A 21,816-nucleotide genomic window follows, 5' to 3' on the forward strand; every position below is an offset into this window, starting at 1 on the left:
CCATGCTACCCGTCGCCCGGCGTCCGCTTGACCTTGTCGCAGCGTCAGGGTTTCTACTGACCTCATGCGAATCGGCGAGATCGCCGCGCTCGTCGGGGTCACCCCGCGGGCCGTGCGGCACTACCACCATCTCGGGCTGCTGCCCGAGCCCGTACGGCTGGCCAACGGCTACCGCGAGTACGGCATCCGGGACGCCGTCCTGCTCGCCCGGATCCGGCGGCTGACCGAACTCGGCCTCGGGCTCGACGAGGTGCGGGACGTGCTCGCCGACGACGAGGGGCGGGAGCTGGTGGAGGTACTGGAGGAGCTGGACACCGACCTCGCGCGGCAGGAGGCCGTGATCCACGAGCGGCGCGAGCGGCTCGCCGAGCTGCTCGGGGAGGCGCGCGCCGGTCGGCTGACCTCGGAGGGCCCCGTCTCGGCCGAGCTGGCCGATCTGTTCGCGGGCCTCGGTGAGGTCCCGGAGTCCCCCATGGCCGTCAAGGACCGCGAGATCCTCGCGCTCCTCGACACCGTGGCGCCGGACGAGGAGCGGTCGCAGCTCATCGGCACGATGCGCGCCATGACCTCGGACCCCGAGTCCGTCGCCCGCGCCCACGACGTGTACGCCCGCCTCGACGCCCTCGCCGACGCGGACCCGGACGACCCGCGCGTGGCCGAGGCGGGGCAGGCCCTCGCCGGCCTTCTGCCGGACTCCCTGGCGGTGCAGCTCGGCGAGCAGGGCGGCGTACCGCAGGGGCAGCTCGCCGAAGCCCTCTTCGGCGACTTCTCCCCCGCCCAGTCCGCCGCCGTCCAGGACGCCCTCCGTCGCGTCGCGGAGCGGGCCCGGTGACCGCCCTGATCCGGCTTCTGCGCGGGGTCGCGTACACCGCCCTGCCCGCCGAGCTCGTCCTCGTCGTCTGTCTCGTCGCCGGTGTACGGATACCGATGCCCGTCCTCGCCGCCGCCGAGGTCCTCACCCTCCTGCTCGCCCTCGCGAGCCTCACGGCGTACGTGGGCCTCCGGCGACGCGGGCTCTCCGCGCGGCAGGCGCTCGGGGAGCTGGTGCCCGTACCCGTACTGCGGCTCATCGGGCACGAGCTGCGGCTGATGGTCAGCCTCGCCCTGTGGGTCGCCCGCCGCCGCGACGGCGTCCGCCCCGGCGACCAGGTGTTCCCGCACGCCCGTGACCAGGCCGCCCTCATGTACGGCTTCGCGTTCGTCTGCCTCGTCGAGACCATCGGCATGTCGTACCTGCTGGCCGACTGGCCCGTCACCCATGCGATCGTGCTGGTCCTCGACGTGTACTCGGGGATCCTGTTCGTCCTCGGGATCCACGCCGCCTCCGTGACCCGGCCGCACATCCTCACCCCCGACGCGCTCCGCCTGCGGCAGGCCGCGCACATCGACCTCCACATCCCGCTCGACCGGATCGCGACGGTCCGGCACGAGCTGCGCTTCACCCACGAGAAGACGGAAGGGGAGCTGAATCTCGCCGTCGCCTCACAGACCTCGGTCGTCATCGAGCTGACCGAGCCGGTCGACGCGCCCCGGTTCCTCGGCGGCCCCCGGGCCGTGCGGATCGTCCGCTGTCACGCGGACGACGCCCGGTCCTTCCACCGGGCGCTCACACACGCCGTCGCGACCGTCTGACTCATTCCGGCACGTGCTCGAAGAGGACCTTGTCCCTGGCCGGGTCCTTCGGGTCGGCCTTCGTCAGCTTCACCTTCACCGGCTTCCCCTGCTTCAGCCGCTGCTGACTCTTCACGGTGCCCACCACGGCCGGGTCCCTCAGATGCACGACGCCCTTCCTGCCCGCACTGTCCTTCACGTCGATCACGAACCCGTCGAAGACCTGGTCGATCCGGTCCTTGAGCAGCGCCGCCTCGACGACGTCCATGCTCTCTCTGTCGGCGTCCTTGCCGCGCCCGCTGTCCATCTCGGCCGGCAGCTTCGACAGCGCGTCCTCGACCCACCCGGGTGGCGCCTGGCCCGCGACGGCCGCCAGACAGAGCTCGCCCACATAGCGGTCGACCAGGCGGCGCAGGGGCGCGGTGCAGTGCGTGTACTCGTCGGCGATGGCGGAATGGACCACGGAGTCCGGGAGACGGCCGCTGTCGAAGGCGATGTACCCGGAGTTCTCGAACAGGCCCGTGGCGGCGTCCATGAGGAAGGCGGCGTGCCGGGGATTCCCCGGATCGAGCGAGCGGATGAGCTTCGCGTACGAGAAGTGGTGCGGCCACTCGATCCCCAGCGCCGAGGCGGAGCTGCGGAGCTTGTCGACCCCGTCCGGCGCGGCGCCGAGGGTGCGCAGGATTCCGGTGCCCGCGGCGATCATCAGGTCGGCCGCGGCCATACCGGTGAGCAGAGAGATCTGCTCGTTCCAGCCGTCGACCCGGCGCGGGGCCCGGTAGACCAGGGTGTACGTGTCGCCGGTCTCGACGACCTCCTGTTCGGGGAGATCGAGGGAGACCCCGCCGCGTTCGACCTCCAGGGCCTCGCGGAGCGTGCCCACCGTCTTGAGCAGAGCGAGCGGTTCCTCCGCCGTGCCCGCGTCGATCAGCTGCTGGGCGCCGGCGTAGTCGAGCCTGCGTCGGCTGCGGACGCGCGCACGGCGTACGTCGACGGCGACCTGGCGGCCTTCGGCGTCCAGGTCGAAGGACCAGAGCAGGGCGGGCGCGGTGTGGTCGGGCAGCAGGCTCGCGGCGCCCTCGGAGAGCACCGGAGGGTGCAGCGGGATCTTCTCGTCGGGGAAGTAGAGGGTCTCGACGCGCCGATGCGCCTCCTTGTCGACTTCCCCGCCGGGGGTGACGAACGCGGCGACATCGGCGATGGCGTAGTGGACGCGGTAGCCGCCGCCCGGCCGGCGGGCGAGGTGCATGGCCTGGTCGAGGTCGCGGGAGTCCGGCGGGTCGATGGTGAAGAGAGGGATGTCGGTGGCGTCGTACTCCGGCAGCCGCGGGGAGGCCGCGGCCGCCTCGGCCTCGGCGAGGACGGCCGGAGGAAAGCTCTCCGGGACCTGCATCCGGGTCCTCAGTACGCGCAGCGCGGCCCGCAGGTCCTCGGCTGCGCCGGTCACGTGGATGTGGCGGCGGGGCATGGACCGAGCGTATGGCGCGGGGCGGGGCCCGGCACTTTGTAGGCTGAACGCTCTGGGGCCGCACCCCCAGCCCTGGACGTACGAAGGAGAACCACCGTGCTCGTGCTGTTGCCGCCGTCGGAGGGTAAGGCCGCATCGGGCCGTGGGGCGCCGCTCAAGCCGGAGTCCCTGTCGCTGCCGGGCCTGGCCGAGGCGCGGGCGGCGGTCCTGGACGAGCTGGTCGAGCTGTGCGCCGCCGACGAGGAGAAGGCGCGCGAGGTGCTCGGGCTGAGCGAGGGGCTGCGCGGCGAGGTCGCCAAGAACACGGAGCTGCGGACGGCGGGCGCCCGTCCGGCCGGCGAGATCTACACGGGCGTGCTGTACGACGCGCTGGGCCTGGCCACCCTGGACGCGGCCGCCCGGAAGCGGGCGCGGGCGTCGCTCCTGGTCTTCTCGGGGCTGTGGGGTGCGGTGCGGGTGGACGACCGGATCCCGTCGTACCGCTGCTCGATGGGTGTGAAGCTGCCGGGGCTCGGGGCGCTGGGCACGCACTGGCGGGGCGCGATGGCGACCGTCATGCCGGAGGCAGCGGGAGACGGGCTCGTCCTGGACCTGCGGTCCTCCGCCTACACCTCGGCGTGGAAGCCGAAGGGCGAGGTGGCGGCGCGGACCGCGACGGTCCGGGTGCTGCACGCGCCGACGCGGAAGGTGGTCAGCCACTTCAACAAGGCGACGAAGGGGCGGATCGTGCGCAGCCTGCTCGAGGCGGGCGCGGCCCCGAAGGACCCGGTGGAGCTGGTGGAGGCGCTACGGGACCTGAAGTACGTGGTGGAGGAGGGGAAGGCGGGGGCGCTGGACGTGCTGGTGGACGAGATCCACTAGGTGGCCGGAGCAGGGCGTTGCACAGCGCGCAACGCTCGTTGCGCAGGTTGTCGCGTACGGGCAGGATGAGGTCCATGACCTCCGCGCTGCCCTCCGTTCTCGACCTCGCACCCGTCGTCCCGGTGGTGGTGATCGAGGACGCCGCCGACGCCGTACCCCTGGCCCGTGCCCTGGTCGCGGGCGGCCTGCCCGCGATCGAGGTGACGCTGCGGACCCCTGCCGCGCTCGACGCGATCCGCGCGATCGCCGCCGAGGTCCCGGACGCCGTCGTCGGCGCGGGCACCGTCATCTCCGCTGCGGGCGTCGCGGACGTGGTCGGCGCGGGGGCACGCTTCCTGGTGAGCCCCGGCTGGACGGAGAGCCTGCTGGACGCCATGCGGTCCGCGGGTGTGCCGTTCCTCCCGGGGGTCTCGACGACCTCGGAGGTCGTGGCGCTCCTGGAGCGCGGGGTGCGCGAGATGAAGTTCTTCCCGGCGGAGGCGGCAGGCGGCGTCCCGTATCTGAAGTCGCTCTCCGGCCCGCTCCCCCAGGCCCGGTTCTGCCCGACCGGCGGCATCTCCCTGGGCTCGGCGCCTTCGTACCTGTCGCTTCCCAACGTGGGCTGCGTCGGCGGTACGTGGATGCTGCCCGCCGACGCCCTCGCGGCCCGCGACTGGGCGCGCGTGGAGTCCCTGGCCCGCGAGGCGGCGGAGCTGCGGGCGCGCTGAGCGCGCCGACCCGGGCATCGCGGCCCGGCGGGTCGCACGGTGGGGCGGTCGCGGGGGGCACGGTGGGGCGGTCGCGCGGTACGCGGGAACACGAACGGGGGCGGGGTCACGGTCGTCCGTGTCCCCGCCCCCGTTCTTTCGTTCAGGTCACCTCAGGTGCGCGGTGTCGTTCAGGAGCCGTACGGAGGCGTTGCCGTCCGCGTAGTACGCCACGGCCGACAGCGAGGCGGCCGAGAGCTCCATCCGGAACAGCGACTCCGGCGGGGCGCCGAGGGCCAGCCGCACCAGGGTCTTGATCGGCGTGACGTGGGTGACGAGGAGGACGGTCCGGCCCGCGTACGCGCCGGTCAGCCGGTCACGGGTCGCCGAGACGCGCCGCGCGACGGTCGCGAAGCTCTCGCCACCACCGGTCGGGGCGGCCTTGGGCGAGGCGAGCCAGGCGTCGAGGTCTTCGGCGTACCGCTCCCGCACCTCGGCGAAGGTCAGCCCCTCCCAGGCCCCGAAGTCGGTCTCCCGCAGCCCGTCCTCGATCCGTACGTCGAGTCCGAGCCGGGCGGCGACGGCCTCGGCGGTCTGCCGGCACCGCTTGAGCGGCGAGCTGACGATGTCCTGGATCGTGCCGCGCGCGGCGAGCGCGGCGGCGACGGCGTCGGCCTGACGCAGCCCGGCGGCGGACAGCTCCGGGTCGGTGCCTCCGCTCCCGGAGAAGCGCTTCTCGGGCGTGAGCGCGGTCTCGCCGTGCCGGAGCAGGACGAACGTGGCCGGCGCCCCCATGTCGGGCGCCCCCCAGCCGGGCGCGGCGGGCGCGGCGGGCGCGGGCTCGTGGCCGAGGACACCGGCCTCGGCCTCGAAGTCGCCGCTCGCCGCGGACTCGCGCTCGGCCGTGGCGGCCGCCGCCAGGGAGGCCCGGGCCTGCGCCGCGATCGTCTCGTCGGCGGCGAACAGACCGTCGTCGGCCCGGACAGCCGCACCGCCGGAGCCCGTACCGGCGCCGGAGCCCGTACGCGCACCGGAGGAGGCACCCGCACGAGAGGCCGTACCCGCGCCGGAGGACGTGCCCGCGCCCGTACCCGCGAGGGCCGCCCGCGCGCGGGCCGCGCCCGCCGTCGCGTCGCCGGGAGGGCCCGAGGGCGCCGCCGGCGCGCTCGGCGCCGCCGAGGCGTCCAGGGCCGCGGAGGACGCCGACGGCTCCCACTGCCTGCCGCGCTTGCCCGCGTCCATCGCCTCGTTCGCGAGCCGGTCCGCGTGCTTGTTCTTCTCGCGGGGGATCCACTCGTAGCGGACCTGGCGCGCCGGGAAGACCCGGGCCGCCTCCGCCGCGAGCGGCTTCATGTCCGGGTGCTTGATCTTCCAGCGGCCCGACATCTGCTCGACGACGAGCTTGGAGTCCATCCGGACGTGCACCGCGGCGTCGGGGAACAGCTCACGCGCCGCCTTCAGCCCGGCCACCAGGCCCTTGTACTCGGCGACGTTGTTCGTGGCGACGCCGATGTACTCGGCGCGCTCCGCCAGCGTCTCGCCGGTCACCGGGTCCAGGACGACCGCGCCGTATCCGGCGGGCCCCGGGTTCCCCCGGGAGCCCCCGTCCGCCTCGACGACGACTTCCCTGATGGCCGTCATTACAGGCCGGACTCCGACGTACGGACCAGGATCCGACGGCAGTTCTCGCACCGCACCACCGTGTCGGCGGCGGCCGCCCGGACCTCGTTCAGCTCGGTGATGTTCAGCTCGATGTGGCAGCCCTCGCACTTGCGCTGGTACAGCCGCGCCGCGCCGACACCGCCCTGCTGCTCACGCAGCTTCTCGTAGAGCTTCAGCAGGTCGGCCGGGACGGAACCGGCCACGAGCTCGCGCTCCTTGCTGATCGACGCCGCCTCGGCGTCCAGCTCGCCCTGGGCCGTGTCGCGGCGGGCGGTCGCGTCGTCGGCCTTGGCCTGGACGGCGGAGGCCCGCTCGGTCAGCTCGGCGACCCGCTCGGTCGCGGACTCACGGCGCTCCATGACCTCGAGGACGATGTCCTCCAGGTCGCCCTGGCGCTTGGCGAGCGAGGTGATCTCGCGCTGGAGGCTCTCCAGGTCCTTCGGCGACGAGACGGCGCCGGAGTCCAGGCGCTGCTGGTCCCGCGCGGCGCGCTGGCGGACCTGGTCGACGTCCTGCTCGGCCTTGGTCTGCTCGCGGGCGCAGTCGCTCTCCTCGGTCTGCGCGGCGACGAGCAGGTCGCGCAGCTGCGTGAGGTCCTTGGTCAGCGACTCGATCTCGGCGTGCTCGGGCAGGGACCTGCGCTTGTGGGCGAGCTGCTGGAGACGGACGTCCAGGGCCTGGACGTCGAGGAGTCGGATCTGGTCGGCGGGCGCGGCGTTCAGTTGGGGGCTCCAGGGGAGGTGTGATGGGAGGACCAGGGGTCGGTGACCGTCTTCGAGACGTGGACACGCAGGTCCCAGCCATGGCGGTCGGAAATCTCGTCGAGCTGGGCGGCGGCCTGCTCGCACCAGGGCCATTCGGTGGCCCAGTGGGCGGCGTCGACCAGGCCGATCGGCGCGTGCTGGGTGGCCTCGGACACCGGGTGGTGGCGCAGGTCGGCGGTGAGGAAGGCGTCCACGCCCGCGGCCCGTACGGCGTCGAAGAGGCTGTCGCCCGAGCCGCCGCTGACGGCGACCCGGCGGACGGTCATCGCCGGGTCTCCGGCGACCCGGATGCCCTGCGCGGTGGCGGGCAGCCGCTTCGCGGCGCGTGCCGCGAACTCGGCCAGCGTCTCGGGGTGGTCCAGCTCGCAGATCCGGCCGAGGTTGTTCTCGGGGACCAGGGGGCCGGTGATCCGCAGGTCGAGGGCGCCGGCGAGGGCGTCCGAGACTCCGGGGTCGGCGGTGTCGGCGTTGGTGTGCGCCACATGCAGGGCGATGTCGTGCTTGATGAGCGTGTGCACGACGCGGCCCTTGAAGTGCGAGGCCGCGACCGTCGTCGTACCCCGCAGATAGAGGGGGTGGTGGGTGACGATCAGGTCGGCGCCGAGCGCGATCGCCTCGTCGGCGATCTCCTGGACGGGGTCGACCGCGAAGAGGACGCGGGTGACCTCGGCGTCGGGGTCGCCGCAGACCGTACCGACGGCGTCCCACTGCTCGGCCCGCTCGGGCGGCCAGAGAGCGTCGAGCGCGGCGATGACTTCAGACAGACGGGGCACGGGGGAAAGGCTACCTGGCCGCCGTGCCCCGCCGTCCTGCCTGTGGACAACCGCGACGGGCCCCGCCCGCCCCGTCGTCCCCAGGTCACGTCGTCACTTCGTGACGAGGTCGGCGCGCAGGTCGTCGAGGACGCTGTTCGCCGCCGTCACGCCGAGGCCCAGGTACCAGGTCTCGTCCGGGACGTCCTTGGCCCGGCCGGCCTTGACCGCCGTGAGGTTCTTCCACAGCGGGTTGGCCTGGGCGGTGTCACGCTTGGTGGCCTTCGGGTCGCCGTAGACGCCGGTGAAGATCCAGTCGGCGTCGGCCTGGTCGATCTTCTCGGGGCTGATCTCGGCGGCGAGGTCGTCGATCTGCTGGTTCTTGGGCCGGGGCAGGCCCGCGTCCTCCAGGATCGTGCCGATGAAGGACGCCTTGGCGTAGAGGCGGATCTTGCCCGGGAGGTAACGGACCATCGAGACGGACGGCTTGTCCGGACCGATGTCCGTGCCCAGCTGCTTCGCCTTCGTCTCGTACGCGGCGAGCTTCGCCTTCGCGTCGGCGGTCTTGTCCAGGGCCGCGGCGTTGAGGAGGTAGTTCTCCCTCCAGGTGAAGCCGGGGCGGATGGAGAAGACGGTGGGGGCGATCTTCGACAGCTCGTCGTACTTGTCCGCGGCGCGCAGCTGGCTGCCGAGGATCAGGTCCGGCTCCAGATTGGCGATCGCCTCGAGGTTGAGGTTGTTGATGGTGCCGACGGACTTGGGGGCGCCCGCGTCCTTGTCCAGATACGTGGGGATGCCATCGTCCCCCTCGGAGGGGGCGTATCCGACGGGCTTGATGCCGAGCGAGACGACGTTGTCGAGCTCGCCCACGTCGAGGACCACGACCCGCTTCGGAGCCGCGGTGATCTCCGTCGTGCCGAGCGCGTGGGTGAGGGTGCGCGGGAACTGGCCGGGCCCGGCGTCGGTCCCCATCGCCGCGGTCTTGGCGGCCGCGTCGCCGAAGTCCTTGCCGCCCGTGGCGACGTCCTTCTTGGCGGCCCCCTCCTTCTTCTCCGAGGCGGCACCCGAGGAGTCGTCAGCGTTTCCACAGGCCGCGAGGGAGAGCGCGGCGGCGAGTGCGACGGCGGCGGCGGTGCCGCGGCGGCGGAGGGACATGGGGGGCTTCTCCTGTACGAGTACGGGGACGGCGGCTCGGACCCGCGGCGGAACCGGCCCGGGAACGGCCCGAGAACCGGCCCGAGAACCGGCGCGCGACCGACGCGTGCACCGGTGCGTGGCCGGTTCGGGACGGGCGCAGGACGGCCCCGTACCCGGAGCCACAGGCTCCACTTAGGATCGCCTTACCTTATGCACCACTCATCTCTCCAGCACAACCGGCCCCCTCCCCTCAGCAGAATCGATTCACGGCCACCCTTATGTGTGAAGTGACCGGGCTCGTGTTGTTCGGCAGGAAGTGCGAAAACTAGCTTCGGTGGCCGGAGGTGACGAGTCGATGACAGCCTGTGCCATTGAGACAGCGACGGACGACGGCGGCGCGGTGCGGCCGGCGCGATTCACGATCACGGCGAACGGGGCGTACGCGGCGCGGCTCGCCGGCACGGGGGACGCCTTGTACGCGGAGCGTTGGACGCTGGACGGGCCGGAGCCGTACGCGGTACCGCTGCCGCTCGACCAGCCCGAGGAGTCCCACACCCAGCTGCTTCCGCTCGCGGACGGGCGGGTGTTGATCTGCCGCCGGGTGGACGGCCGCCGGCACACGTTCTCCCTGCTGTATCCGACGGGCCCGGGGACGGGTCAACTGCCCCTGGGGGCCGTCGAGTCCGACGAGCTCGTCCTTCTGCCGCCCTCCCCCGACGGCATCTGCGGCTACGCGATGTGCGTCGGCGCGGACACCACCACGATCTGGCTGGTGGCGGGCGGGGCGTTCGGTCCGGAGCAGGTCGCGGAGGTCAAGGGCCGCTGCACGGGCGGCGTCTGGCTGGACCGTACCGGACGGATGCTCGCACTCGACCGCAGCCTCGACGACGGACCGGTGAAGGCGGTGGCGGTCGACCTGGAGCGCGGGGGCGAGGTGACGCCGCTGCTCCAGATCACCGAGGAGAGCAACGACCGGCTGCTGACGGCCGACCCGGACAGCGGACTGCTGCTGATCCGCTCCGACGCCCCCTCCCCCGGCCACGACCGGCTCGGCTGGGGCGTGCTCGGCAGTCTGCTGCCGGTCCGGTTCCCCGAGTGCCTGCGGCTCGACGACGCGGCGGTGACCCCCTTCGCCGTACAGCCGGGGCAGGTGCTGCTGCCGGAGAGCTGCGCGGTCGCGCTGCGGATCGACGCGGCGGCCGGGAGCTGGGTGGGGATGTGGCGTCCGGCCGGGCGCCGGATGCACCAACTGGCCGCCCCGGTGGGGTGGCAGGCCGGGGCGGGGGTCTGGACGGCGGGGGGCGTGCTGAGGCTCCCGTACACGACGCCTGACACGCCCTGCGGGATCATCGGTCTCGAAGTACCGCCGGACCCCGAGCCTGCCGCGGTGACGGTCACCGTCGAGCCACGCGTCTGCCGCCCGGTCCCACTCCAGCAGGCACCCCTCGCAGACCGTAAGGCCGCTGGTTAGACTCTCGGCCGCACGAAAACAGCGATCATTACGGGGTGAGTTCCACCATGTCGGAAGCGCGTACGGACGGGACGGAGTCGCAGGGCTCCGGAAAGCACCGCGGCGAGGCGGCGCCGACGGAGGACTCCACGTCCTCCCCCCACGGCCGCCACCGCCGCAACGCGGAGCAGTAGTCACGGATCGGTGGCCACGGACCAGCGGCCCTGATCCTTCGTCGTGACCACGCCGAGCAGCCCCGGGGAAACCCGGGGCTGTTCGACGTTCCCCACCTGGAGCCGTAGGGGACCCACCCCGGGATCCCCGGGCCTCACCCTCGCTTCAGTCCCAGCACCTCCGCCGCCGCGAACGTCTCGCCCGCCGGCCGGGACGCGTAGTGCGGGGACAGCAGCCCGTCCAGTTCCTCGTACGTGAACGCGTCCTTCGCCGTGTCGAACTTCGCCGTGACCTTGGGGCGTTCCACGATGGCGACCATCCCGCCGTGCACGACCAGCAGTTGGCCGTTGACGGCCGCCGCCGCGGGAGAGGCCAGATAGCCCACGACCGGTGCGACATGCTCCGGCGCCAGCGCGTCCAGCTCACCCTCCGTCGGCTCCGCGAACCCGGCGAAGACGTCCTCGGTCATCCGGGTGCGCGCCCGCGGGCAGATCGCGTTCGCCGTCACGCCGTACTTTGCGAGCGCGAGCGCCGTCGACGTCGTCAGGCCCACGATCCCGCCCTTGGCCGCCGCATAGTTCGGCTGACCCGCCGAACCGGCGAGGAACGCCTCCGACGACGTGTTGACGATCCGGCCGTACACCCCGGACTCCCCCGCCTTGGCCCGGCCCCTCCAGTGCACCGCCGCGAAGTGCGTGGTGTTGAAGTGGCCCTTCAGATGGACCCGGATCACCGAGTCCCACTCGTCCTCGCTCATCGAGAAGACCATCCGGTCGCGCAGGATCCCCGCGTTGTTGACCAGGACGTCCAGCTTCCCGAACTCGCCCACCGCCAGGTCCACCAGACCCCGCGCCGTCTCGAAGTCGGCGACGTCGCCGAGGTGCGCGACCGCCCGGCCGCCCGCCGTTCGGATCTCCTCGGCGACCTCCTCGGCGGGGGTCGCCGACGCCGCGCCGGAGCCGTCGCGCCCGGGCTGCCCGTAGTCGTTGACGACCACCGCCGCGCCCAGCCGGGCGAGTTCCAGCGCCTCGGCACGGCCCAGGCCCCGGCCCGCGCCGGTGACGATCGCGGACAGCCCCTCCAGAGGGAGTGACATCGATTCTCGTCCTCTCAGATCTCGATGCAGGTGCGCAGCGCGACACCCGTACGCATCTGCTCCAGCGCCTCGTTGATCCCGGAGAGCGGCACCCGGTGGGTGATCAGGGACTCCAGGTCGATCCGGCCGGCCCGCCAGAGCGCGATGGCCCGCTCGTACGAGCGCAGCACGTCACCGCCCCCGTACATCGACGGCAGGATCCGCTTCTCGTCGAAGAACAGCTCGAACATGTTGAGCTGCAGGAAGTCGTCGAGGGCGCCCGCGCCGACGACGCAGAGCGTGCCGCCGCGCCGGGTCGTCTCGTACGCGGTCCGGGCGGTGGCGGACTTGCCGACCACCTCGAAGACGTAGTCGAAGCCCTCACCTGCGGTGACCCGCTGCTTGGCGTCGCCGAGGGCGTCGGGGGCGACGGCCTCCGTCGCGCCGAAGCGCAGGGCGGCCTCGCGCCGGGACTCGACGGGGTCGACGGCGACGATCTGGGCGGCCCCCTGGAGCTTGGCGCCCTGGATCGCGGAGATGCCGACGCCGCCGCAGCCGATGACGGCGATCGAGGAACCGGCCTCCACCTTCGCCGTGTTGATGGCCGCGCCGAGCCCGGTGGTGACGCCGCAGCCGATGAGGGCGGCGATGTCGAAGGGCACGTCGTCGGGGATCGGCACGGCGCAGCCGGCGTCGACGACGACCTCCTCGGTGAACGTGCCCGTACCGGCGAAGCCGAAGACCTCCCCTCCGGGCCTGCGGAAGTTGGGCGTGCCGGCGTTCATGAAGCCGGCGAGGCAGAGCTGGGTCTGACCGCGCTTGCAGGCGGGACACACCCCGCAGGCGGGCAGCCAGCAGAGCAGTACCCGCTGTCCTTCGCTCAGCCCGGTGACGCCGTCGCCGACGTCGAGGATCTCGCCCGCGCCCTCGTGGCCGGGGATGAACGGCGCGGGCTGCGGGAGGACTCCGCTCATGGCGGAGACGTCGGAGTGGCACAGTCCGGTCGCCCTGACCCGTATCTTCACCTTGCCGGGGCCGAAGCCCACCGCCTCGACGTCGTCGAGGACCTCGAGTTTCTCCTGGCCGATCTCGTGCAGTACGGCTGCGCGCATGGTGCGGCTCCAATCACGAATGTTCGACGAGAGTGTCGGCGAGCACGGGAGCGTCCTCGCGCTCCACGGCCGTGACCGACACCTGGACGCGGCCGTCCCCGGTCCACATCCGGATACGCAGGGTCTCGCCGGGGAAGACGATCCCGGCGAATCGGGTGCGGTACGAGCGGACCCGGGCGACGTCGCCGCCGAGCACCGTGTCCACCACCGTCTTCAGGGTCATGCCGTACGTGCAGAGTCCGTGGAGGATCGGCCGGTCGAAGCCGGCGAGCTCGGCGAACTCGGGATCGGCGTGGAGGGGGTTCCAGTCGCCGGAGAGCCGGTAGAGCAGCGCCTGGTCGTCGCGTACGGGGCGCTCGACGGTCTTGTCGGGTTCGCGGTCGGGGAGTTCGAGGCGCTCGGAGGGCCCGCGGTCGCCGCCCCAGCCGCCCTCTCCCCGTACGAAGATCTGCGCGTCGCTGGTCCACAGCGGGCCGTCGTCGTCGGCGACCTCGGAGCGCAGTACGAGGACGGCCGCCTTGCCCTTGTCGTGGACGGCGGCGACGCGGGAGGTGGTGACGGCCCTGCCCTGGGCGGGGAGCGGCCGGTGGAGGGTGATCGCCTGGCCGCCGTGCAGGACGGCGGCCAGGTTCACGTCGATGCCGGGGGCGGACAGGCCGCCGACGGCTCCCATGCCGGCGCCGGCGACGGTGGCGAAGCTGGGCAGGACGTGGAGCCTGGATTCGAGGGTGTAGCGGAGCTCGTCGGGGTCGGTCGCCGGGGTCCCGGCGCCCAGTCCCAGGTGGTAGAGCTGGACGTCCTTGTGGTCCCAGGTGATCTCGGCGCTGCGGGGCTCGGCGGCGACGGCCTTGGCGGCATCAATGGGCATGGGGATGCTGCTCCTTGGAGTTCCGTGAGGATCCTCGACGAGTGGAAGACCTCGGTGCGGCCGTCCGCACCGTCGGCCGCACCGAGGCCGTGCGGGACCGTCCCGTACGCGCCCGTTCTAGAACGCGTTCTAGGTCGGTGATCCTCATGTATAGCCGAGCGGGGGTGAGTTGAGAACCCCTCCGGCGGCCATGCCTGACGGTACGTCAGTTACGGCGTCCGGGAGAGGCCCGGTGCAGCCGGCGGCGGCCACGACGTCCCCTGCGATGCCCACGACGGACCGCCCGCCCGTCGCCACTGCACGGCCTCCGCCGGAGCCCGCTGCTCCAGGGAGCCTCACCTTGCGCCGGCTGCCGGCCGCCCCGCTCCAGCTCCGCCCCCGCTCCGAACCGCGTGCGCGTCCCACCCGGGGCAGCGCACCATCGGACGACCGCGTCATCTGCTCCGACACCGCTCGCCGAACGCGCCCCGACGGACCGGTCGCCCTACGCTGTTCCGTGTGAACGAGATGCCGCAGGACCACCGGCCGGCGAAGTCCGTGAGGGTCCTCCTCGCCGAGGACCAGGGCACGAGGCGCGGGGCCCTGACCCTGCTGCTGGGCATGGAGCCCGACATCGAGGTCGTCGCCCAGGTGGGCCGGGGGGACGAGATCGTGGACGCGGCACTGGTCAGCCGGCCGGAAGTGGCGCTCCTGGACGTCGAACTGCCCGGGCGCTCCGGCCTCGAGGCCGCCGCGGACCTCCGCGACGAGGTCCCCGACTGCCGGGTCCTGATCCTCACGACGGTCAGCCGCCCCGGTCACCTCCGCCGCGCGATGGAGGCGGGGGCGGCGGGCTTCCTGGTGAAGGACGGCCCCGTGGAGGAGCTCGCGAACGCCGTTCGCCAGGTCCTCCGCGGCGAAACGGTCATCGACCCGGCCCTCGCCGCGGCGGCCCCCGACGAGGGCCCGGACCCGCTGACGGCCCGCTGAAGGGACACCCTCGCGGCCTCGGCGGACTGTGCGGCGACCGCGGACACCGCGACGGCACTCCACCTGTCCGACTCCACGGTCCGCAACTACCTCTCCTCGGCGATCGGCAAACGGGCACCCGCAATCGCACCGAGGCAGTGCACGCGGCCCGCCGACTGGGCTCGCTGTGAGGCGGAATAACGGGGGCGGGGCACTGCAGCAGCCTCGGACACCGCGCCCCGGACCTACTCCGAAGCCTTCCGCTCAGAACTCCGATACATCAACGAAGTTCGATTCCAAGAACATGGTTCGTTCATCCCACTCAAGAGCTAGATAGAAGGAACGGGCGTCCAGGGCACGGTAGATCTCGAGAACCGTCTCGTCTCCTTCCTGGGCGACGACCCGGATCAACGACGGAACCATGTTGTACGGCCACACATCACGTCCGTCATCCAGCCTCAGCTGGACGTAGACGTCACCTCTGTCGAAGTCCGCCTGGTACAGGCCAGACGTATCCTCATTCCAGCTGGCGGAGGTTCCGACCACCGATTCGATGACCATTGCAAGTGCCTCGGCGAGCCCTTTCCGGTCGCTCTCCTGGAAAGCCTCGCGCGGCTCATTCTCCGCACGTGCAAAGCCCGCGTGAAGTACAAAGGTACCCTCCGGAAGCTCATCCAATTCAGCTCACCCATCCCTTCGTCGATCAGTTCCGGGAACGCACGGGGGCCCACCGAAATGGGTGGGCCCCCGACGACACTAACCTAGCGAGTGTTTCTCAAGTTCATTCCCGGAGATGAACCATACTTCCGACAGGCGCGCGGTGTTGTTTCTCTTGAAGGATTCCAGCGCATCCTCTCCGGTCTTCAGGCTCGCATCTCCGGGACGCAGATCAATGACGGCAATTTTCACGCCCGCCGAAGCCTGGCCATTCGCCTTCTTGATCGCGCCGACTATGGTCGATTCCTTGTCTGTACTGACCGCCTTGAAATCTGCCCTGACGTCGTCCACGTAAGCATCTCCACCTAGGGTGTCATCGCGACCCATGATGTGGTGACCCTTTTGAGCAAGGAAGAATGCGGTCATGAACTCCGTGTCATCCTTGAAAGAGAGATTGAAGTCCAGTCCAGTCTTCTTGCGCGGACCCGGCCCCCAGTCCCGACCCCAGCTTTCGTCGATCCTCTCAAGAATTTCCCGCAGATACTTCTCCGTCGATTCAGCCACGATGATCTCGGACAGCCAGTCCATGATTCCACAGGCTCCACCTCCCGACATCTTGCAGGTGAGCCTGGCATGGTCACCTGATATATCGGCAATATCACCGTAGCCACCGGCCAACAACTGCTGGAGGCGGTACTCCCTGGCCTCCTCGGCGCGACCCTCATCGCCGTGCTCAGCCTGCTCCTGCGGACGAGTCTTCTTGGCCTCTTCTTCGGGCGTCTTCGGCTTCTTCTTCGGCTTTCCCGGATTGGAGACACAGTTCCCGTCGCCCACCGCACCCGTGCAGTCGTTGCGGGACCCGCCGTTGGCCGTGCAGTCCCGGTAGAGGTTGCAGTGGTCTTCCTTCAGCCCCGTGGGGTCCGAGGTCGTGGTCGGGTGCTGATTCGCGTAGCTGTAGCCGTTGAGAGACTGGTGCTGGCCTACGGAGAGAAGCGGGTCGACGCTGATGAACTGGCCGATTCCCGGGTCGTACTGGCGGGCTCCAATGTGCGTCAGGCCCGTGTTCCTGTCGGCGGTCTTGTTCAGGAATCCCTTGTCCGTGGGCCAGGTGCCCACCCTGGCGTCACGTTCCGCCCCGAAGGGGGTCATGTGGCGCTTAGTGATCTTCTGCTCGGTGTCAGAGCTGACAGCGAGGCTCTGTGTGCCGTGGTGGTCGCCGGCGAGGAACTGGAGCTGGTCGGTGCCGGACTGGTTGGTGCGGACAGCGATCGCGGCAGGGCCTGCTGTGTAGCTGCGCTGGGCCCAGGTGGTGCCGTTCGCACGCAGGTGGAGTTCGGTGGCGCCCGCGTACAGGACCCGCTCGCCGTCCTGGGTGCTGCGGATCAGTAGCGTGCGGTCGGCATCGTAGAGGTAGTCCGTGGACTTCCCGCTCTCGGTGAGCTTGGAGAGCTGGCCCTCATCGGACCACGTCAGGTCCTGCTGAGCTGCGCTGCCCGGGCGCTTCGTGGTGTTGCCACTGCTGCCGTAGTCGTAGACCTTGTCCTTCACCGGGTCGGCCGTGCCGCAGGTCGTCCGCACCGTGGTGAAACGGAGGGCGTGCGGCTGCTTGGCGGCGTCGTAGCAGTACGTCGTCGTCGTGTTGCCCGCGGCGGCGTGCTGGGTCTCCGTCTTCCGCTGGCCGGCCTGGTTGTACGTGTACGACGTCCAGTAGGGGGCGGGGCCGCCGAGGGCGGCGGAATCTCGGGTGTCCGCGCAGTTCTTGGACGTGGGCGTCCAGGCCTCGAGGAGACGGCGGTGGCCGTCATAGGTGAAGCACTGGGTCTCGGCCTGGCTCGTGCCGCCCAGGGTGGTGGGGTCGGCGATCGAGGTGACGTTGCCGGCCTGGTCGAAGGTGTACGTGAGGGCCTGCAGCATGTATGGGTGGGTCTGGTCCGTGACATCGCTGTTGGTCAGGCGACCCGTGCCGGCCTCGTAGGTGTTGGTGATGTAGACGTTCCGGTCACCGGTGCCGCCCTTGCCCAGGGTGACCTGTTGGAGCTGGCCGAGGGCGGAGTAGTCGGCGTTCTGGAGGTAACCGGTCGTGCCCTTGAGCGAGGTGAGCTGGCCGAAATCGCCGTAACCGTACTTGACCGTCTCGGCAGGCAGACCGCCGAGGGCGGGCTCAGATGCGGAGTCCGCCGTCCCGTCGATCCGGTACGAGCTCGTGTACGACAGTTTCCCGCCCGGAACCGAGGCGGTGATCGGGTCCGTGGCCGGGAGCGTCAGCTCTGTCGCCGTGGGACGGCTCAGCGCGTCGTACGCCGTGACGGTCTTGGTGTAGGCCGATCCGGTCTCGCCGCCGACGTAGCGGGTGGAGGCGGTCGGGTACCCCTTGAGGACGCTGTCGTACGTACGCTTCGTGAGCAGGTTCGCGGGCGTCGCCGTGCCCGCCCACGTCGAGGTCGGGCGTCCGATGTTGTCGTAGGCCGTGACGACGCTCTTCCCGGCCGTGGTCGTCTTCACGGCCCGGTCGAGAAGGTCGTAGTCCGTCGTGGTCGTGCCCTTGTCCGGGTCGCTCGCGCTCTTCTGGCGGCCGAACAGGTCGTAGGTGTACGTCCACGCGGCGCCGTCGGGGCCGGTGATCCTCGTCTGCTTGCCGTCGAGGGCGTAGCCGAACGTCGTCGATGTGTACGACGTGCCGAGCGCTCCCCCGAACTGCGTGTCCACCGGGCTGGTGCCCGCGTACTCCCGGGTCTCCGTGGTCCGGCCGCGGGCGTCGGTGATCGCACGGGTCGCCGATCCTCCGGCGAGCGCCGTCGCGGCCACCGAGTCACCGGTGTAGGTGGTGTTCGTCGTCCCCTTGTTCACACCGAAGACGAGCATGGTGCTGGAGACGGCGCGCTCCGCGCCGTCGAACGTGGTGAGGGTCTGGTTGGGCGCCTCACCGTATTCGGCGCGCGTGTACGTGCTGTTCGGAGTGCTGGTGGTGTCGAAGATGTCCGCGTACGTCTCGTAGGCGAGACCGCGGGTGTCGTAGCGGGTGTCGGTCAGCAGGCGTCCGCCCTGCGGGGTCGGCGTCTGCGTCTGCAGCGGCCGCAGCAGCGCGTCGTAGATCGCGAAGCTGGTCTTGTAGGTCGTGCCGTCGGCCTTCAGGGAGGATGTGGAAACCCAGGACTGCTTGGTGTTGCTGAGGCTGTACGCGTACGTGCTGTTGGGGCTCTGGGTGCCGCGGATGCGGTTCGGCAGCCAGACGTCCGTCAGGCGTCCGAACGCGTCGTAGGCGAGCTCCGTCTTCTTCAGGTTCGCGTCGTAGATGCGGACCGGCAGCCCACGCCGCGGGTCGACGAACGTGACGGTCTGGTGCGTTTCGGCGTTGACGTCGACCGTCTTGGTCAACGGACCGGCGTCGACCGGCGTGTACGCCGTGGTGGTCGACTTCATGTCGGCGTTGGTTACCTTGGTGAGCCGGCCGAGCGTGTCGTACGCCGTGGTCGTGCCCTTGTCCCAGATGACCGCCCCGTCCGTGCCGTAGCTCTTGGCGCGGCTGATCCACGTGGGAAGGCCCTTGGTGGGCTTCATCGTGGTGGTCCACGCGAAGCCGTCGTAGGCGGTCGCCATGTCCGAGAGGACGTTGCCGCGGGTCCCGTCGGCCGCTTCCAGCTTCAGGTCCGCCTCGGTGAACGAACAGCCCAGGGCGACGGTGCGCACGCGGGACACGAGGTTGCCGAGCCCCACGGTGTCGTTGTCGGCGTACCAGGTCTGGGTGCAGGTCTCGTCGCCGGTCTTGGCGAGGTCTCCGGTGTCGAGGACCTTGACGGGGCGCCCGTGGGCATCGAAGTGGACGGTGTCGACGGCGGTCGAGCGCCACGTCGCGGCCGTGGTGAGGTAGGCGAAGTTGGTGGTCTTCTTCGTCCTCACGAATCGCGCGACGTGGTCACCGGCGTCGGCCACGTCCGTTTGGCGCGCGGTCTCCTGCGACCAGGGGTCGTTGACCGTGGCCGAGATCGGAGTGCCACCGTTGTAGGTGACCTGCTCCCTCAGTGTCCCGGCGTACGCGTCGCCGTCCTGGATGGTGGAGATGCCGATCGTCGGCTGAGCGAGCGGGGCGACGGAAACCGACTTGGTGGTGCCGTCCTTGTTCCGGTCGCCGTGCATGCCCTGCATGTACAGGGAGACCGTCCTGGAGCGGGGCGAGACGTTCCGCGACCCCTTGTAGACGGTGACTTCGCGGTAGCCGCGCCAGTCGGACCAGGTCCGCTCGGCCTTCGGGGTGAACGGGTCGTCGTTGTAGTGCCAGGCGGCACCGCCGTAGACGTACTCGTTCTCGACGGCGTCGTTCTGGCCCGCCGGGTCGGTGGTGACGACGGAGAGGACACGGTACTTGTGGAACCAGTCGACGGACGCGTCCGCCGCACCGTTGATGTTCCAGAACTGGGGAAAGCAACTGCGCGTGTTGGAGTCCTGCGGCGCGGCGAGGACCTGGCTGCGGACGCACTCGGGCGCGTTGATGCCGACCGTCGTGATCGCGCCGGTCTCCGTGGTGACGGTCGAGATCCGGGGACGGGTCAGCGGAAGGATGTCGTCCGTGCCGTCCACGCGGTTGGGACGCATGTGGTACGTGAACGAGATCGGATTCGTCGCGATCGCCGTGCCGGCCTTGGCCGTCCGCTTGAGGGACTGCAGGGTCAGGACCTGGTCGGACGTGTCTCCGATGTCGCCGCCGTCCAGGAACTGTTGCGTGAACGACCATGTGTCGACCGGGTCGTAGGCGCTGCTCGTGGCGTTCCAGGAGAAGGTGCTGACGTCGGTGAGGCGCTTGCGGGTGAAGAACGATGGGGACTGCGACAGGCATTCGGTCGAGTCCTTGGCGCAGATCGCGTCGAACGGCACGTCCGGCCAGTTGTCGGACGTCTCCTTCGTCAGCGACGTGCAGTCGGCCGCCGTGCACCGCTCGACGTAGCCGAAGATCACCTTGGCGTCGGCGTTGTCGGTGAACAGGGCGCCCTTGCGCAGACCGTATTTGATCTCCGTCAGGCGTCCGCTGCGGATGTACTCCGCGTCCGCCTTGGTGGCCTTGTTCTTCTTGTAGTGGTTGGTGTCCTTGGCGTACCAATACGTGGCCGCGTTGCCGCGGGTGTCCTCGACGTAGTCGAGGTTCCAGCGCCACGCCTGCGTCACCGCACGGCCGGCGAAGGAGGTGCCGGCGTCGTAGCCCGGCTCGCCGGCGTCGTCGCCGAAGACGGGCGCGGTCCAGGCGGAGTTGGTGCGCTGGGTGGTGGCCCCGTCGAGCTTGTCCTGGCCGAAGACGTACTTCGTACCGTCGCCGGTGACGACCGTCCAGTACTCACCGTCGTTGTCGCCGTTGGTGGCGCCGGTGAGGCGGGTCACCGTCGAGGAGTCGTCGTTCTCCAGCTTCCAGACTCCGGCCGTGGCGGTCTTGACCAGGCGGGAGGACTTGCCGTTGAGCACGAGACGGGCGTTGTCGTACGTCCAACAGCGGTCGGCGATGTCCGTCTGGCCGTCGTCGTCACAACTGCCGTAGGTGCGCTCGATGTAGGAGTCGGTGAGGGAGAAGCCCTCACCGACCGAGGTGGGCTGATTGTTCGTGGTGGCCGTGCGGCCGTCGACGCTGCCCGAGTCGTACGACAGCGTCAGTGAGGGGGAAGGACCGGCCGCCGCGGGCGGCGTCGAGAGACCGTACGACCAGGTGAACGCGCCCGAGCTGCCGCCCGCCGCCCAGGACGACGAGGACGCCAGGGGCGTCGCGCTGTAGTCGCCCGTTCCCTTGGCCGACTGCCCACTGCCCGACGCCGTCACCGCGATCACGGTCGCGCCCGAGGCGGCGGCACCGAGCTGCGTGGTCGGGCCGTCCTCAGCCTTGGCGAGGGTGACCTCGGCGGAGACCGTCCGTTCCTTCGCGTCGTTGCGAGACGCGAGAGGGGTCTGCTTGCGGCATTCCGCCTTCTGCGGCGTCGTCAGCGCACACGCCGGAAGCTGTACGAGTGTCAGCCTGCCGGACCAGCCACCGCCGACCGCCGAGGCGAAGGCGCCGTAGTCGACGCTCACTTCGGCCTTGCCGGCGTTCTCCGACTCCGCGGTGAGCAGGACACCAGTGATACCGAGCCTGCCCGCAGCCCTCTGGTCAAGGACCGTCACCGTGGTGTCCGTGCCCGCCTTGACGCCGGTCTTGCCGCCCGCAGGCGTGACCGTGACCGGCAGGCCGCCCGGGGCCGCCTTCGTCTCTCCGGCTGCGAGCGTCACGTCCGCGGAGCCGGCCTTCGGCCAGGCCCCGCGCTGCTGTTCGGCTCGCGCTCGCAGCGCCTGCGCGGTGTTGTCGCGCAGGTCCTTCGCCACCTGCTCGTGGGCCTTCGTCGCCCCGAGCCCCGTGACGGGCTTGACCTTGCTGACCCGCTGTTCGGGAAGGTCCGGGCGGCCGAGGCCGCCCGGCTTGCCGTCCGCGGCCACGACCGGTGTGAGACCGATCGGTATGGAAAGTGCCACAGCGAGCGGCAACACCACGAGCGCGCGGCGGCGCCTGCGGCGGGCTCTGCCCTGCCGTGTGTCCGAACTACCTATTCCGAATACCACAGATACTCTTCCCCACCCTTTGAC

Annotated in this window: 16 protein-coding genes and 1 pseudogene; 7 read left to right on the top strand and 10 right to left on the bottom strand. The window is 70.8% G+C overall.

Annotation, left to right across the window (positions count from 1 at the left end; all coding sequences use genetic code 11):
• Nucleotides 1-64 precede the first annotated feature (64 nt).
• Together ACFY8U_RS23310 and ACFY8U_RS23315 are read left to right on the top strand one after the other, a co-directional pair.
• Nucleotides 65-832, top strand: a complete 768-nt coding sequence (locus ACFY8U_RS23310) for a MerR family transcriptional regulator (protein ID WP_361593508.1) — start codon at nt 65-67, stop codon at nt 830-832.
• Nucleotides 829-1,632 carry a hypothetical protein gene (locus ACFY8U_RS23315; protein ID WP_389573089.1) on the top strand — a complete coding sequence of 268 codons (804 nt, stop codon included), beginning with the start codon at nt 829-831 and terminating at the stop codon, nt 1,630-1,632. Before ACFY8U_RS23310 ends, ACFY8U_RS23315 begins: the two co-directional genes overlap by 4 nt.
• A 1-nt stretch (nt 1,633) precedes the next feature.
• On the opposite strand, the gene ACFY8U_RS23320 is transcribed toward ACFY8U_RS23315, so the two are convergent.
• Nucleotides 1,634-3,079 (bottom strand): RNB domain-containing ribonuclease, encoded by a 1,446-nt coding sequence (locus ACFY8U_RS23320; protein WP_389573092.1) that lies wholly within the window; start codon nt 3,077-3,079, stop codon nt 1,634-1,636.
• 96 nt (nt 3,080-3,175) lie between these two features.
• On the opposite strand from ACFY8U_RS23320, the gene yaaA reads away from it, so the two are divergent.
• Together yaaA and ACFY8U_RS23330 are read left to right on the top strand one after the other, a co-directional pair.
• Nucleotides 3,176-3,940: a peroxide stress protein YaaA gene (yaaA, locus tag ACFY8U_RS23325; RefSeq protein WP_389573095.1), complete on the top strand. Its 765-nt coding sequence runs from the start codon at nt 3,176-3,178 to the stop codon at nt 3,938-3,940.
• Between the two features lie 74 nt (nt 3,941-4,014).
• Nucleotides 4,015-4,647: a bifunctional 4-hydroxy-2-oxoglutarate aldolase/2-dehydro-3-deoxy-phosphogluconate aldolase gene (locus tag ACFY8U_RS23330; RefSeq protein WP_361593516.1), complete on the top strand. Its 633-nt coding sequence runs from the start codon at nt 4,015-4,017 to the stop codon at nt 4,645-4,647.
• A 147-nt stretch (nt 4,648-4,794) separates the two neighbouring features.
• On the opposite strand, the gene ACFY8U_RS23335 is transcribed toward ACFY8U_RS23330, so the two are convergent.
• From ACFY8U_RS23335 to ACFY8U_RS23350, 4 genes are all read right to left on the bottom strand, one after another.
• Nucleotides 4,795-6,267 carry a bifunctional RNase H/acid phosphatase gene (locus tag ACFY8U_RS23335; RefSeq protein WP_389573097.1) on the bottom strand — a complete coding sequence of 491 codons (1,473 nt, stop codon included), beginning with the start codon at nt 6,265-6,267 and terminating at the stop codon, nt 4,795-4,797.
• Nucleotides 6,267-7,010 (bottom strand): zinc ribbon domain-containing protein, encoded by a 744-nt coding sequence (locus ACFY8U_RS23340; RefSeq protein ID WP_389573293.1) that lies wholly within the window; start codon nt 7,008-7,010, stop codon nt 6,267-6,269. Before ACFY8U_RS23340 ends, ACFY8U_RS23335 begins: the two co-directional genes overlap by 1 nt.
• Nucleotides 7,007-7,825, bottom strand: a complete 819-nt coding sequence (locus ACFY8U_RS23345) for a Nif3-like dinuclear metal center hexameric protein (RefSeq protein WP_361433489.1) — start codon at nt 7,823-7,825, stop codon at nt 7,007-7,009. The genes ACFY8U_RS23340 and ACFY8U_RS23345 overlap by 4 nt, the downstream gene beginning before the upstream one ends.
• A gap of 93 nt (nt 7,826-7,918) precedes the next feature.
• Nucleotides 7,919-8,959, bottom strand: coding sequence for an ABC transporter substrate-binding protein (locus ACFY8U_RS23350; RefSeq protein WP_389573100.1), 1,041 nt, complete (start codon nt 8,957-8,959; stop codon nt 7,919-7,921).
• A gap of 337 nt (nt 8,960-9,296) precedes the next feature.
• Here ACFY8U_RS23350 and ACFY8U_RS23355 point away from each other — a divergent pair, with 337 nt between their 5' ends.
• Nucleotides 9,297-10,412, top strand: coding sequence for a hypothetical protein (locus ACFY8U_RS23355; protein ID WP_389573103.1), 1,116 nt, complete (start codon nt 9,297-9,299; stop codon nt 10,410-10,412).
• A 35-nt stretch (nt 10,413-10,447) separates the two neighbouring features.
• On the top strand, nt 10,448-10,585 hold the full coding sequence (locus tag ACFY8U_RS23360) for a hypothetical protein (RefSeq protein ID WP_361433583.1): 138 nt from the start codon (nt 10,448-10,450) through the stop codon (nt 10,583-10,585).
• A gap of 134 nt (nt 10,586-10,719) precedes the next feature.
• Here ACFY8U_RS23360 and ACFY8U_RS23365 read toward each other — a convergent pair whose 3' ends face one another.
• Genes ACFY8U_RS23365 through ACFY8U_RS23375 form a run of 3 tightly spaced genes read right to left on the bottom strand, consistent with a single transcriptional unit; the run spans nt 10,720 to nt 13,620 of the window.
• Nucleotides 10,720-11,661 (bottom strand): 3-oxoacyl-ACP reductase, encoded by a 942-nt coding sequence (locus ACFY8U_RS23365; protein WP_389573106.1) that lies wholly within the window; start codon nt 11,659-11,661, stop codon nt 10,720-10,722.
• 14 nt (nt 11,662-11,675) lie between these two features.
• Nucleotides 11,676-12,752: a Zn-dependent alcohol dehydrogenase gene (locus ACFY8U_RS23370; RefSeq protein ID WP_389573108.1), complete on the bottom strand. Its 1,077-nt coding sequence runs from the start codon at nt 12,750-12,752 to the stop codon at nt 11,676-11,678.
• Nucleotides 12,753-12,765: 13 nt separating this feature from the next.
• Nucleotides 12,766-13,620, bottom strand: coding sequence for a MaoC/PaaZ C-terminal domain-containing protein (locus ACFY8U_RS23375; protein WP_389573110.1), 855 nt, complete (start codon nt 13,618-13,620; stop codon nt 12,766-12,768).
• Nucleotides 13,621-14,127: 507 nt separating this feature from the next.
• On the opposite strand from ACFY8U_RS23375, the pseudogene ACFY8U_RS23380 reads away from it, so the two are divergent.
• A pseudogene (locus ACFY8U_RS23380) lies at nt 14,128-14,759 on the top strand (response regulator).
• A 73-nt stretch (nt 14,760-14,832) separates the two neighbouring features.
• On the opposite strand, the gene ACFY8U_RS23385 reads toward ACFY8U_RS23380, so the two are convergent.
• Both ACFY8U_RS23385 and ACFY8U_RS23390 read right to left on the bottom strand, forming a co-directional pair.
• Nucleotides 14,833-15,246 carry a hypothetical protein gene (locus ACFY8U_RS23385; RefSeq protein WP_389573113.1) on the bottom strand — a complete coding sequence of 138 codons (414 nt, stop codon included), beginning with the start codon at nt 15,244-15,246 and terminating at the stop codon, nt 14,833-14,835.
• Between the two features lie 78 nt (nt 15,247-15,324).
• Nucleotides 15,325-21,705, bottom strand: coding sequence for an RHS repeat-associated core domain-containing protein (locus tag ACFY8U_RS23390; protein WP_389573116.1), 6,381 nt, complete (start codon nt 21,703-21,705; stop codon nt 15,325-15,327).
• Nucleotides 21,706-21,816: the final 111 nt, after the last annotated feature.

Origin of the sequence: Streptomyces sp. NPDC012508, from assembly GCF_042902595.1 — a bacterium.
Lineage (GTDB): Bacteria > Actinomycetota > Actinomycetes > Streptomycetales > Streptomycetaceae > Streptomyces.

Excerpts from the sequence above, each read along its gene's own strand:
- ACFY8U_RS23350 (WP_389573100.1), bottom strand. The coding sequence starts at position 8,959 with ATGTCCCTCCGCCGCCGCGGCACCGCCGCCGCCGTCGCACTCGCCGCC.
- ACFY8U_RS23355 (WP_389573103.1), top strand. The coding sequence starts at position 9,297 with ATGACAGCCTGTGCCATTGAGACAGCGACGGACGACGGCGGCGCGGTG.
- ACFY8U_RS23320 (WP_389573092.1), bottom strand. The coding sequence starts at position 3,079 with ATGCCCCGCCGCCACATCCACGTGACCGGCGCAGCCGAGGACCTGCGG.
- ACFY8U_RS23335 (WP_389573097.1), bottom strand. The coding sequence starts at position 6,267 with ATGACGGCCATCAGGGAAGTCGTCGTCGAGGCGGACGGGGGCTCCCGG.
- ACFY8U_RS23370 (WP_389573108.1), bottom strand. The coding sequence starts at position 12,752 with ATGCGCGCAGCCGTACTGCACGAGATCGGCCAGGAGAAACTCGAGGTC.
- ACFY8U_RS23365 (WP_389573106.1), bottom strand. The coding sequence starts at position 11,661 with ATGTCACTCCCTCTGGAGGGGCTGTCCGCGATCGTCACCGGCGCGGGC.
- ACFY8U_RS23375 (WP_389573110.1), bottom strand. The coding sequence starts at position 13,620 with ATGCCCATTGATGCCGCCAAGGCCGTCGCCGCCGAGCCCCGCAGCGCC.
- ACFY8U_RS23310 (WP_361593508.1), top strand. The coding sequence starts at position 65 with ATGCGAATCGGCGAGATCGCCGCGCTCGTCGGGGTCACCCCGCGGGCC.
- ACFY8U_RS23330 (WP_361593516.1), top strand. The coding sequence starts at position 4,015 with ATGACCTCCGCGCTGCCCTCCGTTCTCGACCTCGCACCCGTCGTCCCG.